This window comes from Candidatus Cloacimonadota bacterium (genome assembly GCA_028706475.1).
GTDB lineage: Bacteria > Cloacimonadota > Cloacimonadia > Cloacimonadales > Cloacimonadaceae > UBA5456.
Genome location: JAQWBI010000013.1, coordinates 28,407 through 46,582 on the forward strand (window position 1 = coordinate 28,407; position 18,176 = coordinate 46,582).

Below are 18,176 nucleotides of genomic sequence, written 5' to 3' on the forward strand. Positions count from 1 at the left end.
ACCGGCAGGTAGTATCTTCTGCTTCTATGTGGATTTTGGCTTTTTCCTGGCGGGCTTTTTGATCTCGGGTTCGGATATACGGAACAGCTCGCAAAGGGAGATGGAGTCATCCCACATATCTTCGGGGATCAGGAAATAGTCCTTTGCTCCGGAGTAGGGCGGAGCGTATTCCGGATTGCCAAGGTAAGCCTTGCCGGCAATTGTGGGTTTTACGAACAACTGATCGTCACAAAGCATGGCGATCACTTTGTCCATATAATAAAAAGCATATTCCCCAAACATCTTGCGGCTGTACACGCCGGGTAGTGCCTGAAGGCGCTCCAGAATGTATTCCATTGTTTCTGCGGTGCTGGCCATGTGTTATGAACTCCTTGCTTTAGATTATTTAGGTATATGCCTGCACGAGTAGTAAGAATGGTCAAGGATTATCTTTTTTTGGGTGCTTCAGATTGTTAATAGATCGTGGCGTTAGGAAGTTCTATGATGAGATGTAACAATATTATTATGAGCTAAAAAAGCTCCGGGATGATCGTACAGATGGCAGATGTATGATATCTTCTTCAAGCGAAAATTACCGTTTGATTTTGAGTTCATCCACACTATAATATAGGTATTGCCCCAGATTTTGGGGATCAGATATTGTGTTTGCCAACAGTTAACATTATTATTACGGGAGAGTACGGATGAAAGCGATAAAACTGCAGGAAAGTATCTATTGGGTAGGCGGAGTGGATTGGGATCTGAGGAGTTTTCACGGATACCTTACTCAGAGGGGTTCTACCTACAATGCATACCTGATCATGGATGAAAAGATCACTTTGATAGACAATGTAAAGTACTATCTATACGATGAGATGATCGCCCGCATCAAGGATGTGGTAGATCCCGCCAAGATCGATGTGGTAATCCAAAACCATGTGGAGATGGATCATTCCAGCGGTCTGCCCATGCTCCAAAAATTGATTCCCAACGCCAAGATCTATACCAATGCAAACGGCATCAAGGGGCTAAAGCTTCACTACAAGCAGGATTGGAATTTTTGCGAGATAAAGACTGGAGACAGCATCAGCATCGGGAAGCGCACGCTTAGCTTTATTACTACACCGATGGTACATTGGCCGGATAATCAGGTAACATACTGTCCCGAGGAAGAAATCCTGTTTTCAAATGATGCATTTGGACAGCACATAGCTTCATCCGAAAGGTTCGCAAACGAACTACCCATAGGCATAGTGATGGAAGAAGCCAAGAAGTATTATGCCAATATCGTGCTGCCGTATTCCAAACAGGTACAAAAGGTATTGGATCTGGCAGCGCCACTGAAGATAAAGATGATCTGCCCCAGTCATGGTGTGATCTGGACGGAGGAGAATATCGAGCAGATTGTTTCAGGCTACAAGGATTGGGCTTATAATGTGTCCGATAAGCATCGCGGGTTGGTGATCTACGACAGTATGTGGAAATCTACTCAGATGATGGCAGAGGCGATTCACGAGAGCTTCGAAAACCTGGGCATAAAAGCCAAACTGCTCTCTTTGCAACATAACCATATTTCGGATATCATGACTGATGTCATCGATGCCAAATTCATCGCAGTGGGTTCACCCACATTGAATTCATCCATCCTGCCCACAGTGGCGGCATTCCTGTATTATCTGAAAGGACTTTCGCCCAAAGATCGCATCGGCCTTGCCTTTGGTTCTTACGGTTGGGGCGGCCAAAGCATACCCATCCTGCATCAACTACTGGGTGATCCCAAGGAATGCGGGTTTGAGATGCTGGAACCTATCAAACATCAGTACATCCCATCTAAAGAGGACTTGGAAAGTATAAAGCATAAATTGGAACAAAGCATAAAAACAAAACTGGAGGAACAATGATTAGCAACAAAATGGTAAATGCCATAAATGAACAAATTAACCGTGAGCTATATTCGGAATACTTGTATATCTCTATGCAAGCATGGTTTGCAGACCAAAATCTGGACGGCATGGCAAATTGGATGGACGCTCAGGGCAAAGAAGAACGCTTTCATGCCATGAAGTTCTTCAACTATCTGGTAGAACGTGGCGGAAGAGTGAAGCTGAAAGCAATCGCAGAGCCGACTCATGAATTTGATAACCCTCTTAAGGCATTTCAGATGGCTTTGGAGCACGAGAAATTCATCTCCAAAAGCATCAATGAGCTGATGGATTTGGCGATTAAAGACAACGATCACGCTACTCGAAGCTTTCTGCAGTGGTATATCGACGAGCAGGTGGAAGAAGAAGCTTCGGTGGACAAAATAGTAAACATGCTAAAAATGGTAGGAGATAATGTACATGGCATCATGATGATAGATCGTGATCTGGCACAACGTGTCTATATCCCGGTAAACGAAGCACAAAACTAAGATAATAGTGCAATCAGGGGAACCCGGCATAATGGGCCATGGGTTCCCCCTTATGCTTGATACACCTCGGAGAAAGGAGCAATCATGATAAACTGGAAGCTGGAAGATCTTTACTTAACGATTTTCGATTCTGCCGTAGTAGCAATAGGGCTTACCGATACGGAAGGGAAGTATGTGATGGTAAACCCAGCCTGGTGCAGCATGATGGGCTATACTGCAGAGGAAGCTAAAAGATTGCATGTGAACGATGTGACTCCTCCGGAAGACAGACAGTCCAGCAAAGCGAACTATGATCGTTTGATATCCGGTGAGCTCCCCGGAATCCGCCTGAGTAGGCGATATGTAAAGAAGGACGGTACTTACTTCTGGGCAGATTTGCATGTCTCCAGGGTTACAGATAGGGAAGGACAAGCAGCAGGATTGGTGGGGATTTTTGTGGACATCGATCCACAAAAGCAAGCAGAAGCAGACCTGAGGGATTTGAATAGCAAACTGAGCTTGTCGAACCAAGAACTACAACAGGCCATGGAAGAACTACGTAGACTTGCCAGGCATGATAGCCTTACACAACTGCTCAATCGCAGAGTTCTGACTGAAATCTTGGATAAAGAAATTCAGCGTTCATCTCGTAGTAAACGCGGATTGGCAGTAGCTATGGCAGATGTGGATAACTTCAAAAAAATTAACGATCAATATGGGCATGATGTTGGCGATGTAGCTTTGATAGAACTGGCCAAAGTTTTGAAGGAACAGATTCGCACCACCGATTATGTGGGGCGCTGGGGTGGCGAGGAGTTTCTCTTTGTCTTTCCTGAAACCACGTGCAAAGGAGCAATGATAGTAATCGAGAGGGTAAGGGAGCAAGTGGCAAAGATCCGGATACCGGTTCCCGATGGAGACTTTAGTTTTACCGTTAGTATAGGACTCTCCTACCACATGGGCATAGATACTGGGGAAACTATCGTCCAGGAAGCAGACCAAGCTATGTATGCGGCCAAGCAGGCGGGTAAAAATCGCTGTATTCATTATCAGCCCGAATGTCTGGATGTATAGTGCAATTACCTGATATTGCTTTTATCGTATAGCTTAAGTGAGCTTATTGTAGGGACTTATGGAAAGCTCAGCGCTTTCTGCTTGACAGATATTGGGTACTAAAAAACATGAGCTTTCATAGACAATTTACAAGGAGATATGATGTACGCCATCGTTGACATTAAAGGATTTCAGTTCAGGGCTGAAAAAAACGCAGTACTACGCGTTCCCTTGCTGAATACGGCAGAGCCCGGTCAGACTCTTGAATTTGACCGCGTACTTCTGGTTCGTAAAGACGAAGAAGTAGTTGTCGGCACTCCCGTAGTCGAAGGCGCCGCGATCGTAGCAGAAGTTATTGACCACGGTAAAGGCAAGAAAAAGGTAATTTACCATCACAAACGCCGTAAGGGCTATCGTGTAAAAAAGGGTTACCGTGAGCAATTCACCGACATTAAAGTTACCGAGATTCGGGCTTAAGGAAGGATACATATATGGCACATAAGAAAGGTGTTGGAAGCAGTCGTAACGGTAGGAACAGCAATCCCAAATACCGTGGAGTGAAGAAATACGGCAGTGAATATGTAAGCGCTGGCAATATCATTGTGCGCCAGAAAGGCACCAAGATTCATCCCGGAGCCAATGTGGGACTCGGCAGAGATTTTACCATATTCAGCCTTATCGACGGACACGTGAAATTCGAAACCAAGCAAGCTGGTAAAAAGTTCGTAAGCGTGGAGCCAATAAGCGAATAGTTTAATAAGCTAGAGATATAAAAACAGCAAAGTTATAGCGGCTTTGCTGTTTTTTACTTTGTAAACTAGAAGAAGTAATTAGAGATAATCGAGGTCACTTCTCCGCTATCGATAAGCTCTCGCAAGGCTTTCTTTATCTTTTCGTTGTATTGACCATCACGGGGCATTGCGATGGCATATTCTTCCACTGTATTGAGGTGCAGTCCCATAGATACGGGGTAGCTTTGTGAGAAGCCGTATGCTGCGCTGCTATCATTTACCATAAAGTCTATGTTTCCCGCGATTAGGTCGTTGATCGCTTCAACATTGGTGGAATACAGTAATAAGGCGTCATGGGGCATCATATCCTTGTCCACAAAAGTCTCATTGATGTATTTATGAGCTGTGCTGCTATGTAAAACACCGATCCTGTAGTTCTTCAATTGCTCTTCGCTATCCGGCATCTGCGGGCTCTTCTCACCGGCGATCAAGACTTGGGTTGCCCTGTAGTATGGTTCACTGAACTCCAGTATGCGAGCTCTGTCTGGTGTGATGGACATAGCGGAGATGATTATATCCACCTTATCAGCTTGCAGGGCATTGATCAAGGTACCAAACTCCATGTTGACAATCTCGTAGGGTAGGTCAAGTTTTTCAGCGATTTTGTGGCTGATATCCACGTCAACTCCCACAAAAGTGCTGTCCACAATGGAAGCGAAAGGAGGGAATTCCGCATTCATGCCGATGCGCAATACGGGCTTCTCTTTGTTGCCGCATGAAGCGAGAAAGGTAATGGCCAAAAGGCATAATACCAATAAAACCGGCTTTTTTTTCATATGAACATCTCCTGGTTTAAAGCAAGAGCCCGATCATAACCGGGCTCCATATTGTGGTTATTCGTGTTTCTGGACAATCAGCTTGTTGCCGTCGATACCAGTAATCAATACTTTCTCTCCGGCGTCTATGGGTAGATGACCTTCTGTAACTGCTACCCATTCTTCACCGCCCACTTTCACATATCCCTTTCCATCTGGAGGAATTGGCGTTACAATGTGACCGAACTTGCCTTTCAAGGCATATACGTTGGTTTCTTTCCCGGGATGAGCCAGTACCTTTTTGCCCAATTTGCGCATCAATAGAAAGGCGATGAAGCTGAATATGGCAAAGAGCATGATCTGCAGCAGGATGCTGGATTGAACGAAGGGGAGCAAGGCAAAGAGGCCGGTTACTATAGCTCCGATACCCAGGGACACAAAGAAGAAGGCAGGATCAAAGATTTCGATGATTATCAGGATAATCCCCAGGATCATCCAAATGTGCCAGGCGAGTAGAACCATAATAATCTCCTGCTATACTTTTATTTTTCTGTATCGTCCTTGTTCTCTGAAGATGCGCTTTTATCCTTGTAAATTCGCTTCACTTTCCGCTTTCTGGAGTCGGATCCGTAGCGGGAATTGTAACGGCCATAACTGGAATAGTTGCCTCCATATGTGTAACCGCCGCCCAATCCACTGGTATTGATGTTCTTTACTCCCAAGGCAGAAAGGAAATACATTACTAATTTTGAACCAAAGAATAATAGAACTACGCCAATTGCAAAGATGCCGAGCCATTTGAGATAGATGAGAACAAGAGTCTTCACCATACCAAACCAGCCGATACTTCGTTGGAGGGGTCTTAGTGTGATGTATAGCAACACATTCTCCTGTTCACGAAGCTTATCCAGCTTCTGACCGGATTCCCGGATCAACAGGTGTAAAGATTCTTTTCTGCGGTTTTGCTGCTCTGAAGGAAAGCGGACTTTGTCGAGTTCAGTCAGTTCATTTTCATAGCTGGCCAAGCGTGCGCTTTCTGTGTCGTAATCGAGATTTACCAGAGAGGTATCAATCTGCTCTGTTTGTGAGCTAATCACACCAAATGTTTTCAATTCTGCGATAATCCCGTCCAGTTCATTTTGAGGAACGGAAAACAGGTATGCCCCGAAGTTGCTCTCGTTTTGTTTGCGGATACGTTGCTTTCCCTTTTCATTGATGATCCGGTTTATTCCTTCCTGGGCTGCAGCGATATCTTTGGCGCTGAATTGTACCTGAGCTTTGTTTATAAACATCAGATCCCTGTATTCATTGGTGCTGGTTTTAAAATCGATATTCACCTTTCCGGTATTGCTCTTTTCATACTGGATAATGGTGGCAACCAGTGCCAAAAAAACCACAAATACTGCTATACCTTTAGCTCTGCTTCTAGATCTTTTGCTCACTTAATTCCTCTTTATTATGTCTATTTATAAGTTCCTCTGCGTGCTTCAGTGCAAGAGGTGAAGCGCTGCCGGAAAGCATTCTGGCCAATTCGGCAATACGCTCGTCTCTGTCTAGAACGCTTAGGCTCACGCTGGTTCTGGACTCTGCGCTTTTCACAACCGCGATATGAGTGTCTGCAACGGCTGCTATCTGTGCTAGATGAGTAACACAAAGAACAGGATGCTTTTTTGCTATCTGAGCAATGCAAGCGGCAACTTTATCGGCTGTCTTACCTCCGATCCCAGCGTCAATTTCGTCCAGAATCAGAAGCCTTGCACTCTCTTTGCTAACCAATACTTCCTTTATTCCCAATAGGATGCGGCTCATCTCTCCTCCACTGGCAACTGCAGCAAGATTCTTCAATTCGCTGCCGGTATTTGCCGAGAACAGAAATTCAACGCTATCCTGTCCTGTTTCTGAATATGCAAGTAAAGCATCTTGCTTGTTTATTTCAATTTCTCTTTTTTTGTCAATCTTAATCTTGAAGCGGGCATCATTCATGCCCAAATTGCGAATGCTTTGCTCCAAGTCCCTGCTTAATCTTTGTGCTGCTTCATTACGGATTCGGCTTAACTCGTCTGCTTGTTTGATGATGGCTAAGATGCTCTCATCCATCTTTTTACGGGCTTCTATGATACTACTGTCAATGTTTTGCGCTGCAGCTATCTCGGCTTTGCGTTGCTCAAATAGCTGTAGTAAATCTTCCACACTCTTTACCCTGTGCTTATGCAGAAGAGAGTTGATCAGGTTCAGACGTTCTTCGATCTCATTGATGCGGGTGGGATCGGGATTGAGGTTATCTAGAATACCCGAAAGCTCAAAGGAGGTGGAGCGCAGGGCTTCCAATGCTTCGGTAAGGTTCTGAACTACATTCTGAAGAGCGTTGTTCAGCCCCTTGTACTGCTCCAGCTGTGAGGCAAAGTGTCCCAACTGGTCAAATATGCTGTTTTCGCTTTCAAATAGAGCTTGATTCATGGTGTTGCCCAAGCTGAGGATATCCATGGAGTGGGAGAGTAATTCATATTCCTTTTGCAGGGACAAATCTTCTCCCGGTTTGATGGCTGCGCTCTCCAATTCCGCAAATTGATAGCGATACAGTTCGATCATCTGGCGTTGTTCTTCTTGCTCTTTTTGCATGGCATCCAAATCTGCCCGAAGCCGCTTCAGAGCTATCCAATCTCGTCGAAAACGCTCACGTAAGTCCCCGCATCCGGCAAAGCGATCCACTATCTCCAATTGATAGGAGGAGAGCAGTATCTTCTGTTGATCCCGCTGATGATGAAAATCCAGCAGCAGGGGCTTTATGGATTTCATTACGGCTGCCGAGACTCTGCGTCCACCTATGTAGTAGGCAGACTTGCCATTCTGAGAGATCTCTCTTGCCAGGATGAGCTCTTCTTCCTGATCGTTGTTGATCTCTTGCAGGAGGGCATTAAGCTCGTCGTTATCACCTTGCTTGAAGCATGTCTCCAGGTAGATGGCGTGATCTTTGTCCCAAGCTTCCAATCCTGCGGGGCTGTCGCCCAGGATGATCCCGATGGAGCCTACCAGGATCGACTTCCCGGCTCCAGTTTCTCCGGTGATAACGCTCAGACCGGGATTGAACTTCATCCTTAGTTCAGGAACGAGTATGTAGTTCTTGATATAGATTTCGCTCAGCATTATTTTCCCAAGTGCATCTTGTTACGCAGAATACGGTAAAAAGTGCGTTTGGAGAGTTTGATAAAACGAACTTCGTGGGGGGAAGCGGTGATGTGTAACTCATCCTGTTCCTGTACCGGGCAGACATTACTGCCATCGATCTGAAGCCATGCGTTTTGGGAGAGTCTATAGATCTTGAGACACAGTTTTTCCTCGGCGGGGAATACCATGGGACGAATCGTGAGTAAATGCGGATTGAGCGGACTGAGAACCATGGCCTTCATCTGAGGTGCAAGAATGGGTCCTCCAGCGGATAGTGAATAGGCTGTGGAACCTGTGGGAGTGCAAACCACTACTCCGTCGCAACGGGCATCGAACACATAGCGTCCTTTGGCAAAGATGCGGGCATTTATCAAACCGGGATTTTCACCTTTATACACTACCACGTCATTCAATGCCTGTCCTTGCCGGATTACCCGGTCTCCTCGTTTCAGCGTACAAGTAATCAGCATGCGGGATAGAATCTTGTACTTGCCTGCTACCAAATCGCGGATGGAAGCGCTAATCTCCGGAAGTGTGCTCTCGGATAGAAAGCCCAGATAACCCAGATTGATACCCAGAATGGGAGCTCCGGTTTTCAAGGCCAAATCTTTGGCTTTCAGGATGGTACCATCACCGCCAAAGACTAAAATGCAATCTATGGATACTCCCTTGTTTTTGTGGTAAAAATCGACTACTTGAACGGGCTCTTGCAGGATGTCTTTCTGGCTGAGTTCTCCAAAGAAAAGCAATTCCTTTCCGGATGTGTTTTGGCTCTTATCTTCATCCTTGAGTCGGTACAGCAAACAGAATATGCTGGCTTTGTCTGCAAAACCGGGATTTATGTAAACGGCGAAGTTTCTCATATATTGTCCATTATCCATCTATAGGATTCATAACGAAAAGGGTCTAGATTGCCTTCTTCCATTGCTGACAGCACCGCACAACCTTCTTCGTGGATGTGGGTGCAATCCCGGAACAGACACTGGGGATAGAAGCGATCGAAGCCCGGAAATAGCTTGGGGATGTATTCTTTGTCCTGCTGATGTAGAGTAAGTGTCTTGATCCCAGGTGTATCTATCAGGTATCCGCCAAAACTAAAGGGTAACATCAGAGCTTGAGTGGTGGTATGTTTGCCTTTCTCGTTGAAATCGCTTATCTCGGCTGTTAGCAACTCCAGTCCCGGCTCCAAAGAGTTTATCAGAGAGCTTTTTCCTGCTCCGGAGTGTCCGGAAAACACAGAGTCTTTATCCCTCAATTCATTTTTAAGTTCTTCCATGCCACGACCATCGACCACAGAAGTGAGAATCACTCTGATGCCAGAATCCTTGTAATAGGTTATCTCATCCTCCAGTTCATCAAAATCTTCACAGAGGTCAATCTTGTTCAGCACCAGAATGGGCCGGATGTTGAATTTCGCTGCCATGATGAGATATCTGTCCACCAATCCCGGTTTGAAGATTGGCATCCGCCAGGAGCTTGTGATTACAATTTGGTCGATGTTTGCAGCCAGGGTGATCTCTTTTTGAAAAGAGCCGCCGCTGTAGCGGATCATGCTGTTTCTGCGCGGCAGAATGTTCTCGATGCGGTAGTCGGGTTCGTAAGTAATGTCCACTTCCACATAGTCCCCTACGGCCAAAATGCCGCTACTCTCATTCTTGAACTGTTTCAGACGTCCGCCGATTGAGGCGTTGACCTGTTTGTCGTCAAGATTGATCCGGCATTGGTAATTACTCATCACCTCGATTACCCTGGCTTTTCTAAGCTCGGTATCGCTTTTTAACACAAGGTTTCGTTTATGAGCGCTGCGAGAGCTTTTGAAGCCTATGTCATGATGTTCGTCGTCCAATATATCAAGATCCGGCAGACAGATGTTTTTCAGCCTGCCGGTATATTTTTTGGTTCTTTTCTTATCTTTCTGTTTCACTTTTTGAACAAGGGTGTGATCATATCAAACAGATCTGCCGCATCCTTGATCTTGGCTTCGTTTCCCATTACGGCGTAATGATTTTTGTCCAATATAGCTTGAATCAAATCTGCATATTGCCGCAGGTCCTCCAGATTTGTGCTGAGTACTTCATCGCGGATTTGTTGACGGTCTTCCTGAGTAAATCCGGTGATATAATCCATCGCGGCAGTAGTTCCCATGGCTTCTGGTGTTTTGGGATAATCCAACTGAGAAATCTCGCCCAGGATGTATTTGTTCATGTCACGTTTACTGCATTTGAAGCTGCGGATGAATTCCGGGACATTACTGTAGACATCCAGGCTTTCACGGAGGTTTGGATCCCGGTAAGAATAGAAATACTGATATCCGTCCATACCGAAACTGGTCCCGCCACCGTAAGCTCCACCCTTCACTCGCAGCTCTTTATAGAGGAATTCATTGCTGAGGATGTTTGCCAATACACGCAGGCGGCCGGAGTAGGAATAGCCTTTGCGGAAAAAGTTTCCGCCCTGGACTACATACTGGATCTTGATCGGAGCGGCAATTCCTTCATTGGTGCTGCTCGTGATAAATTCATTTTCCACAGCCGGATGTTCGTCTGTGCCACACTCTTTCGTGAAGGCAGGTAATTTATTTACTACATCATCTATCAGCTCTTCATTTGCCGTTATGCTGAATATGGCTTTGTGAATATTGAAGAAATGCGACTGAACCCATTTCAGTTCTCCTATGATCTTATCGATATCACTTTCCATGTTATTGGCTAGATCACGGAGAAAATTCAGATAGTCCAAACCGTTGATTTTATCTTTGAAGGCATGATACTGCGAGAAGGGAGCAAACATTCTTTGCACGGTTATCTGCATTCCGCTGTTTATCACATTATGCTCCATGGCAGTCTTAAATTCCATGATCAGGCTTTTGATACGAGAGGGATTGTCCAAGGCAGGTCTCAGGGCATATTCAGTACAAAGATCCATCAATTTGGCAGTCTTGGAAGCAATAGCTTTACCGGAGAGTACCAGTTTGGGCAGAATGTCATCAGGAGTCTGATAGCTGTTTGCCACATCAACATACAGGTTTATGCCACCGGTATTGTTGCTGATTTCGTTGGAAAGGTCACCAAAGCTGAAGTTTTCGCTGTTGATTTGCCCCAAGAGCTGTGTATAGAGCTTTATCCAGGGCAGGTCTTGGACATTAGCATGAGAAAGGTCGAAAAAAGCCTTCAGATAAACTATCCCATTGGTATGCACGGGGTGCTTCAGTATTGTGTATGTCCCCTGGATATCGCTTTCGCAGGGTAGCGATTGGGCTTTGGAATCCACATCACTAAGGTTGAGCAGCGGGATTTTCTGGATATCTTCATCGCTATCCAAAGCTTCTTGCCAAGCTTTCAAATCTTTGTTGTAGGCTATCAGTTCGCTTATCTCTTTTTTGCTCAGCTTTTTCTTATATGCATCCAGCTTAGCTTTGGTAATTGCTTCTTGCTTTGCGATCAATCCAGGAATCGGCTCAAAATGAACTTCAGTACTGTGTGTATTCTCCAAAAAGACCTCTTGGACAAGAGTCTCAAACATGGGTTCTTTCAAGCCCCTACGCAATTCTTTCAGGTAACCTTCAAAGGCCAGGAAGTTGCTAGGGTCGCCGCCATGATTCCATAAGCCCAAGCAGTATAAATTGTAGAATAAACCTTTGGGAAAGCGATTCAATTGAGCTTCGCGCAGGAAGAACTCTTTGTAATTTATCATCGCTTCCAGCATCTTTTTGTCGAATCCCTCTTTCGATATCCGGCTCAATTCTTTGCGGATGAGCTCACTAAGAGGTTTTAGCTTGTCCTTTTGAACTTGTTTACAGATGATTGTGATTGTGGGCTGAAGAATATCATTTTGCACTGAAATGGTGGAATCCTTGCACAAGCCCGATTCCCGAATCACGTTTTTCAGAGGGGAAGCGGGATAGTACATCAGTAATTCGCATAGAAGCGAGAGCTTTTGATCTAGATAAGTATCCGTGACCTTCCCATAGGTGAAATTCAAGGCCAGATAATATTGATCCGTGGGATCCGTATCGTCGCCCAAAGGATATTGGCAATCTATTTGTTTGAGCGCCTTAAAGGGTTTTTGTTCAGGTAATTCAATCCTGATCCCGGGATCATCGAAGTTGCTGAGATACTCTTCATCGATGATCTTCAACGTGGCGTCAATATCCATGTCTCCATACAGCCAAATTTTACTGTTTGAGGGGTGATAATACTTGCTATGGAATTGTGTGAATTTCTCTTGTGTAAGCTCCGGAATTGAATCTGGGTCGCCACCGCTCTCGAAGCCATAAGGAGTATCCGGGAATTGAGCATGCTGACAATAGCGGTTTATTATGCTATCGACAGACGAAAATGCGCCCTTCATTTCGTTGTACACCACACCGCGATAGTTTATCTCGGCATCTTCGCTAAACAGTTCGTAGTGCCAGCCTTCTTGATCCAGGATGCGTGATTCTTCGTAGATTCTGGGATACAGCACTGCATCCAAATACACTCGCATCAGGTTTATGAAGTCTTTATCATTTGTGGACGCAACGGGATAGCTGGTCCAGTCGGCTGAGGTCATGGCGTTTATGAATGTATTCAGGCTACCCTTTACCAGTTCCATAAAGGTGCCTTTTGCGGGGTAGTTCTTGCTGCCGTTCAACACAGAGTGCTCCAAAATGTGCGGGCATCCCGTATCGTCTTCTGGGATGGTTTTGAAGGTGATATTGAATGCTTTATTGTTGTCAGAGCATGCCAGAAAAATCAGATCTGCTCCGCTCTTTCGGTGACGGTAGCGATTGTAGTTGCAGTTGATTTCGCTAATCTCCTGGCTTTGAATCAGCTCAAAGCCATGTAATAGCTTGGTTTTCTTCATGAGTGTATTCCTTAAGATTGTTTCAGATGAGATTATATGCTTTCAACCCTTCGCGTAATATCTCGCGGTGGTTATCCTGCATTTTGCAGAGGGGTAGACGGAATTCCAGATCCATATAGCCCATCATATGCAGTGCTTCTTTGGCTGGGATGGGGTTTGTTTCTATGAACATCAAGTGATTCAACTGCGCCAAATAGGCATGTTGAGCTTTGGCTGCGGTGAAATCGTTATTTAGGCAACTGGACATGTGTTCACTCATCAATCTTGGAGCAACATTTGCAGTTACCGAAATGCACCCTTTGGCTCCTATCGCCATCAGAGGCATGTTCAGGGCATCTTCCCCGCTCATCAGGCTAAAGCCATCTGGGGCGTCTCTCAGGATAAAGGTAGCTTGTACAAGGTTGCCACTGGCCTCTTTTATACCGACGATATTGGGGCATTCACGAGCAAGGCGTATGGTGGTCTCAGGGGAGATATTCACTCCAGTGCGTCCGGGAACATTGTAGATCACGATCGGGATGTTTACTTTGGACGCTATGCTTTTAAAGTATTCGTACATGCCACTTTGAGTGGGTTTTATGTAATAGGGAGTGATTACAAGGGCATAATCCGCACCAAATTCCTCTGCCTTTTTGGTGTTGGCGAGACTCTGCATGTAGTTATTCGTACCAGTTCCAATCATTACCGGGACTTTTTTGGCAATCCTCTGTTGTGCGAAGCGAAGGAGGGCGTCTTTCTCATCCCCTGCCAAGGCGGCTGCTTCGGCGGTGGTACCAAGAAGCAGTATCCCGTCTGTGCCGTTGTCTAAATGAAAATTAATCAGGTTTTCTAGAGCACTCCAATCCACATTGCCATTTTTGAATGGCGTCACTAGTGCAACATAAGATCCTTGCAGCATCTTTCCTCCACAGTCAAGATCTCTATTTTAGGCATAGATTTATCACATAATAACACAAAATTAACTTCGTTTGCATGCTATCGAGGATTCAGAAATCCGTCAATATAAATTTATCGTCACATGGGAAAATTGAAGCTCTATAAATGCTGAACCGGATCCAAATATCCTTGTATCTCAAAGGCAGGCATTCTGTCTGTGAGGTCGATGTTTGTACCCGGTTAGCAATATAGACCTTGATGTTATTTTGCTTCTTCTACTTTTTCCAGTACTTTCAGCACCATATCCATCAGGTTCTGCGCCGAGGGCATTTTATTGTAGAAATAGATGTATGGCTTACCCTGATCTGCAGAAAGGCCAATGTTGGGATCCATTTCCAGTTCAGCCAAGAGATCCAATTGATGGTCGAAGATCAATCTTTCCAACCCATTACCACTGAATATCCTGGTTGTCTTTCCGCAATCCGGACAGCGGAAGTACTTCATGTTTTCCACCAGTCCCAAGATTGGCAGATTCAATTGCTGGGCGAAATTCACGGATTTCTTGACGTCCAAAACAGCCAAATCCTGAGGAGTGCTTACTATCACAGCGCCATCCAATGTGCCCATGGTTTGTATTACGGAAAGCGGTTCATCGCCAGTTCCCGGAGGGCAATCAATTACCAAATAATCCAATTCCGGCCACTCAAAATCGCTGAAGAACTGCTTGATCAAGGTCATCTTCATGGGTCCGCGCCAGATCAGTGCGCTATCTTCGGATTTGATCAGCGATGCCACAGAAAGCACATAGAGGTTGGACAGTACTTTAATAGGTGCCGGCATGCCGTTTACAGCAGTGGGGATTCCCATGCCTTCGATGCCTGTGAGTTTTACCACTGAAGGTCCGTGCACATCCACATCCAGAATGCCCACGGTTTTGCCTTGCATGGCCAGGCCATAAGCCAAGTTTGTGGCTACAAAGCTTTTGCCCACACCGCCTTTGCCGCTCATTACTATAATGCGGTGTTTGATTTTCTTCAGGTTCGCTTGAACTTGGAGGTCTTTTTGGTCTTTCTCGTCTGTCATTTACTGTTCCTTATTCAGTTCATTATTAATCCAGTTCAATTGAGCTTCAAGCTCTTGCTTCTGAGTCTGAAGCGAGTCTTTGTTATAAGGGTACATGTCTGAAAATCCAGCATTATCTGTCAAGCGAGTACGGAAGCGTGCACCCAAACCGCGTCCTCTACCACAACCGGCTCCCCTGCCGCAGGGGCCCATTTCTCTGCCCAATTGTCCCATGCCCCAAGGTCCTGTTCCATCCATTCTAGGCATCCTATGCTCCTTTTGTTAGTTTATTGTTCTTATAGGCCTCATAAGCTTCGCGAATAGTCATTCCACTAGCTTTGATATATATTCTCAGCGGCATTTTGCTCAAGATGGAGGCAGCATTGCCACCGGGGCCGTTACCAGTGATCAAGACATCTGCGCCAAGGTTGAAGATCTTTTCTGCCGTTTTAGGCCCAGCACCATGTGCCACGCCCTGGATTTCTCTGTTATCTATGCTGCTCAGTTCATCTGTCTCTTCATTGTACAGCAAGATGAAGTCTGTCCTGCCGAAGCGGGGATCAATTTTGGCATCCCAGCCTTCTCCGCTGGATGTAAAGATTATTTTCACAATATCTCCTTTATGGCATTCCCCATCTTTTCAAAGATCGGACGCCATGTTGATTCGTTTTGTTCTATTAATGTCCTTCCCATTGAGATGGCGGCAGGAAAATCCTCGCTATAGGGAATCTCACCCAATGCCAGGATTTTTTCCTTACGTAGATACTCTTTGATTTCTTTACAGATAGCAGAATTTATGTCTGCCTTGTTTACTATACAAGCTCCCGGGATATTGAATCTTTTTACCAGTTCCCACACTCGTTTCAGGTCGCTAAAGCCAGATTTGCTGGCTTCTGTAACCAGTATCACTAAATGTGCTCCGGAAAGAGACGCAATCACGGGGCAACCGATTCCCGGAGAGCCATCCACCAGAAGGAAATCCTTGTGTTCCTGTTTGGCTTGATGCCTCGCTACGCTTTTTACTTTCGAGACCAGCTTGCCGCTGTTTTCCGCCCCGATATTCAGTTGTGCGTGGATCAGTGTGCAGCCCAGCCTGCTCTGTGATATGTGATATTGCCCAACTTTCTGCTCTGGGATGCTGATAGCTCCCGTGGGGCAGATGCGATAGCAATATGCGCAACCTTCGCAATCCAGCTGGTTTACCAGATACTTGCCCTCATGTTCGGAGATTGCGCCAAATCGGCAAACCGAGGCGCACAAACCACAGGAACTGCAAGTCGATACTTCGATTGTCGCCTTTATCCCACTGAAGAAATCTTTGCTGTCAGAGCTTTGCGGATGCAGAATCAAATGCATATCGGCAGCATCAACGTCACAATCTGCGATTACCGCATTATCCTTCCACAAATGAGCCAAGGCACAGCAGATTGAGCTTTTGCCGGTTCCGCCTTTTCCGGATATGATTACTATTTCTTTCATCGTATTCCCTTTGCATAGCAGAGTATTTTGTCCAGTGCAGTCCGGATTTCCGGGATTGCTTTGTACAACAACCCTCCTTGCGAATAGATCTCGGCGATCCTGCGTTGATGAGGTATCCGCGCCAATAGCACAATACCTTCTTGCTCTAGGTACTTATAAATATCATCATTCCCAATACCATCGCGATTCACCACCACGCCAAAGGGAATGCTCAATTGGCGTATCGTCTCTACGGCGAGATTCAGATCGTGTAAACCAAAGGGAGTAGGCTCGCTGATCAACACTACAAAGTCTGCAGTTTTTACCGAAGAGAGCATCGCACAAGCTGTTCCGGGAGGGCTGTCAATAATCTGTAAACCTATGTCGGGAAACATCTTGTCTGCATACTTCAGACTTTCTGCGATCAAGGGAGATGCTTGCTCCAAACCGATATCCAGCTTGCTTTCCACAAATCTCAAATCTCCACTTTGCAGATGGCGCAGCTTGCCCAGGCTTTCTTGCTTCATTGGCAAGGCTTCCGCGGGGCAAAGCTCACTGCAAGCATGGCAGGAATGACATAAATTTGGCATCACCAGAATTGTTTCGCCCAGCTTTAACAGTGCATTATAAGCACATAGGGAACTACACTTTCCGCACAGAGTGCAAGCGCTTTGATCCCACTGTGGAACTTCCCGATAGACAACAGTCTCATTCTGCAATTCGCCTTCCACAAAGATGCTGCCATTGGGCTCTTCCACATCCAGATCCATCAGCAAGACGGGCTCATTCTCGGCGGCAAAGAGAGCAAGGTTTACTGCCAGAGTAGTCTTTCCCGTACCACCCTTACCGCTGGCGATAGCGATGCGCATTAGTGGTCACAGCGGTTTTCGCCGCTTTCTAATTTGTGTTGCAAATACATTTCCACGATCTCTCTGAGGGGCAGGGGACATACTCCGATGATCACTTCAATGCCGTTCTGATTCATCAGTTCCTGAGCTTTCATACCCATCCCACCGGAGATAACCACGCTAACCCCAATCTCGTGCAGGAACCTGGGATGAGATCCGGGCTCGTGTACCGGAGGATCTACCATTTCTTCCTTAACAATCCTGTTATCTTCAATTTGGAAAACCGCGAAAACCTCGCAGTGACCAAAGTGTGAACTGAGTTTTCCCTGTGTTACTGGAATTGCTACTTTCATGTATTCTCCTTTATCTACATCTTCTGCAACGACGGCAACCACGTATAAAGCAATCTGCCAAAGAAATGATGCGTTCGGAACCGCAAGCGGGACATACGCGGGGGCTTTCCTCATGAGGACAAAGCGCTATACGATGCTGACATTCTTCGCATTGATAATATGTATTGGACATCTGCACATCTCCACCCTCGATCACAAAAGTTCTGCCTTCCACCAAAGCTGTTCCCAGCTTTCTGCGCGCACTCTCGTAAATGCGGGTAACGGTGGGTCTGGAGACATTCATCAATTCTGCTACCTGCTCTTGGATGAGATTTTCATAATCGATCAACCGGATTACTTCGTACTCTTCCAGATTCAGAGTTACCGCCTGCCTGTAGTTAGTTCGCATCCATAACGGGCGAAATCCCTTCACTATTGGCAGCTCCTGCAGTGTACGTAAGTTCTTGGCACGTGGCATCTTATCTCCTATTTATCGGTATTGAGTTCGGTGTTTGATGTGAACTTATGTTCAATTCTTCCGAACTTGGGTTTTATGTCAATTAGATTCTTGTCGATACTCACATCCTTATCCCGACTACGCATACCATGAACATCCCAAA

General features: G+C 45.7%; 21 protein-coding genes. 5 read left to right on the forward strand and 16 right to left on the reverse strand.

What is annotated here, in order from left to right; translation table 11 throughout:
• Nucleotides 1-24: 24 nt before the first annotated feature.
• Complete coding sequence (locus PHF32_04000; GenBank protein ID MDD4559890.1) at nucleotides 25-357, reverse strand: TfoX/Sxy family protein; 333 nt, start codon at nucleotides 355-357, stop codon at nucleotides 25-27.
• Between the two features lie 326 nt (nucleotides 358-683).
• On the opposite strand from PHF32_04000, the gene PHF32_04005 reads away from it, so the two are divergent.
• The 5 genes from PHF32_04005 to rpmA all read left to right on the forward strand — a co-directional run bounded on the left by PHF32_04005 (nucleotide 684) and on the right by rpmA (nucleotide 4,176).
• Entirely contained in the window at nucleotides 684-1,880 is a 1,197-nt protein-coding gene (locus PHF32_04005) for a flavodoxin domain-containing protein (protein MDD4559891.1), read from the forward strand.
• Entirely contained in the window at nucleotides 1,877-2,392 is a 516-nt protein-coding gene (locus tag PHF32_04010) for a ferritin (protein MDD4559892.1), read from the forward strand. Before PHF32_04005 ends, PHF32_04010 begins: the two co-directional genes overlap by 4 nt.
• Before the next feature lie 84 nt (nucleotides 2,393-2,476).
• Nucleotides 2,477-3,445: a diguanylate cyclase gene (locus PHF32_04015; protein MDD4559893.1), complete on the forward strand. Its 969-nt coding sequence runs from the start codon at nucleotides 2,477-2,479 to the stop codon at nucleotides 3,443-3,445.
• Between the two features lie 141 nt (nucleotides 3,446-3,586).
• The gene (gene rplU / locus PHF32_04020; GenBank protein ID MDD4559894.1) at nucleotides 3,587-3,901 is read left to right on the forward strand and encodes a 50S ribosomal protein L21; all 315 of its coding nucleotides are present in this window, start codon (nucleotides 3,587-3,589) and stop codon (nucleotides 3,899-3,901) included.
• 14 nt (nucleotides 3,902-3,915) lie between these two features.
• Nucleotides 3,916-4,176 (forward strand): 50S ribosomal protein L27, encoded by a 261-nt coding sequence (gene rpmA / locus PHF32_04025; protein MDD4559895.1) that lies wholly within the window; start codon nucleotides 3,916-3,918, stop codon nucleotides 4,174-4,176.
• Nucleotides 4,177-4,241: 65 nt separating this feature from the next.
• Here rpmA and PHF32_04030 read toward each other — a convergent pair whose 3' ends face one another.
• The 15 genes from PHF32_04030 to PHF32_04100 all read right to left on the reverse strand — a co-directional run bounded on the left by PHF32_04030 (nucleotide 4,242) and on the right by PHF32_04100 (nucleotide 18,034).
• Nucleotides 4,242-4,991 (reverse strand): ABC transporter substrate-binding protein, encoded by a 750-nt coding sequence (locus PHF32_04030; protein ID MDD4559896.1) that lies wholly within the window; start codon nucleotides 4,989-4,991, stop codon nucleotides 4,242-4,244.
• Nucleotides 4,992-5,048: 57 nt separating this feature from the next.
• The gene (locus PHF32_04035) at nucleotides 5,049-5,492 is read right to left on the reverse strand and encodes an NfeD family protein (protein ID MDD4559897.1); all 444 of its coding nucleotides are present in this window, start codon (nucleotides 5,490-5,492) and stop codon (nucleotides 5,049-5,051) included.
• 20 nt (nucleotides 5,493-5,512) lie between these two features.
• Entirely contained in the window at nucleotides 5,513-6,412 is a 900-nt protein-coding gene (locus PHF32_04040; GenBank protein ID MDD4559898.1) for a hypothetical protein, read from the reverse strand.
• Nucleotides 6,396-8,114, reverse strand: coding sequence for a DNA repair protein RecN (gene recN, locus PHF32_04045; GenBank protein MDD4559899.1), 1,719 nt, complete (start codon nucleotides 8,112-8,114; stop codon nucleotides 6,396-6,398). Before recN ends, PHF32_04040 begins: the two co-directional genes overlap by 17 nt.
• A complete protein-coding gene (locus PHF32_04050) occupies nucleotides 8,114-8,998 on the reverse strand; it encodes an NAD(+)/NADH kinase (GenBank protein ID MDD4559900.1) in 885 nt (294 codons plus the stop codon). Before PHF32_04050 ends, recN begins: the two co-directional genes overlap by 1 nt.
• Nucleotides 8,995-10,059: a ribosome small subunit-dependent GTPase A gene (gene rsgA / locus PHF32_04055; protein ID MDD4559901.1), complete on the reverse strand. Its 1,065-nt coding sequence runs from the start codon at nucleotides 10,057-10,059 to the stop codon at nucleotides 8,995-8,997. The genes PHF32_04050 and rsgA overlap by 4 nt, the downstream gene beginning before the upstream one ends.
• Nucleotides 10,056-12,980, reverse strand: a complete 2,925-nt coding sequence (locus PHF32_04060) for an insulinase family protein (GenBank protein ID MDD4559902.1) — start codon at nucleotides 12,978-12,980, stop codon at nucleotides 10,056-10,058. Before PHF32_04060 ends, rsgA begins: the two co-directional genes overlap by 4 nt.
• A 22-nt stretch (nucleotides 12,981-13,002) precedes the next feature.
• A complete protein-coding gene (gene dapA / locus PHF32_04065) occupies nucleotides 13,003-13,878 on the reverse strand; it encodes a 4-hydroxy-tetrahydrodipicolinate synthase (protein MDD4559903.1) in 876 nt (291 codons plus the stop codon).
• Nucleotides 13,879-14,117: 239 nt separating this feature from the next.
• Nucleotides 14,118-14,939 carry an Mrp/NBP35 family ATP-binding protein gene (locus tag PHF32_04070; protein MDD4559904.1) on the reverse strand — a complete coding sequence of 274 codons (822 nt, stop codon included), beginning with the start codon at nucleotides 14,937-14,939 and terminating at the stop codon, nucleotides 14,118-14,120.
• A complete protein-coding gene (locus PHF32_04075; protein MDD4559905.1) occupies nucleotides 14,940-15,185 on the reverse strand; it encodes a DUF5320 domain-containing protein in 246 nt (81 codons plus the stop codon). It abuts the gene before it with no gap.
• 1 nt (nucleotide 15,186) lies between these two features.
• On the reverse strand, nucleotides 15,187-15,528 hold the full coding sequence (locus PHF32_04080; protein MDD4559906.1) for a NifB/NifX family molybdenum-iron cluster-binding protein: 342 nt from the start codon (nucleotides 15,526-15,528) through the stop codon (nucleotides 15,187-15,189).
• A complete protein-coding gene (locus tag PHF32_04085; GenBank protein MDD4559907.1) occupies nucleotides 15,525-16,397 on the reverse strand; it encodes an ATP-binding protein in 873 nt (290 codons plus the stop codon). Before PHF32_04085 ends, PHF32_04080 begins: the two co-directional genes overlap by 4 nt.
• Nucleotides 16,394-17,245: an ATP-binding protein gene (locus PHF32_04090; GenBank protein MDD4559908.1), complete on the reverse strand. Its 852-nt coding sequence runs from the start codon at nucleotides 17,243-17,245 to the stop codon at nucleotides 16,394-16,396. Before PHF32_04090 ends, PHF32_04085 begins: the two co-directional genes overlap by 4 nt.
• Entirely contained in the window at nucleotides 17,245-17,577 is a 333-nt protein-coding gene (locus tag PHF32_04095; protein MDD4559909.1) for a NifB/NifX family molybdenum-iron cluster-binding protein, read from the reverse strand. The genes PHF32_04090 and PHF32_04095 overlap by 1 nt, the downstream gene beginning before the upstream one ends.
• 10 nt (nucleotides 17,578-17,587) lie before the next feature.
• Nucleotides 17,588-18,034 (reverse strand): DUF134 domain-containing protein, encoded by a 447-nt coding sequence (locus PHF32_04100; GenBank protein MDD4559910.1) that lies wholly within the window; start codon nucleotides 18,032-18,034, stop codon nucleotides 17,588-17,590.
• Between the last annotated feature and the right edge of the window lie 142 nt (nucleotides 18,035-18,176).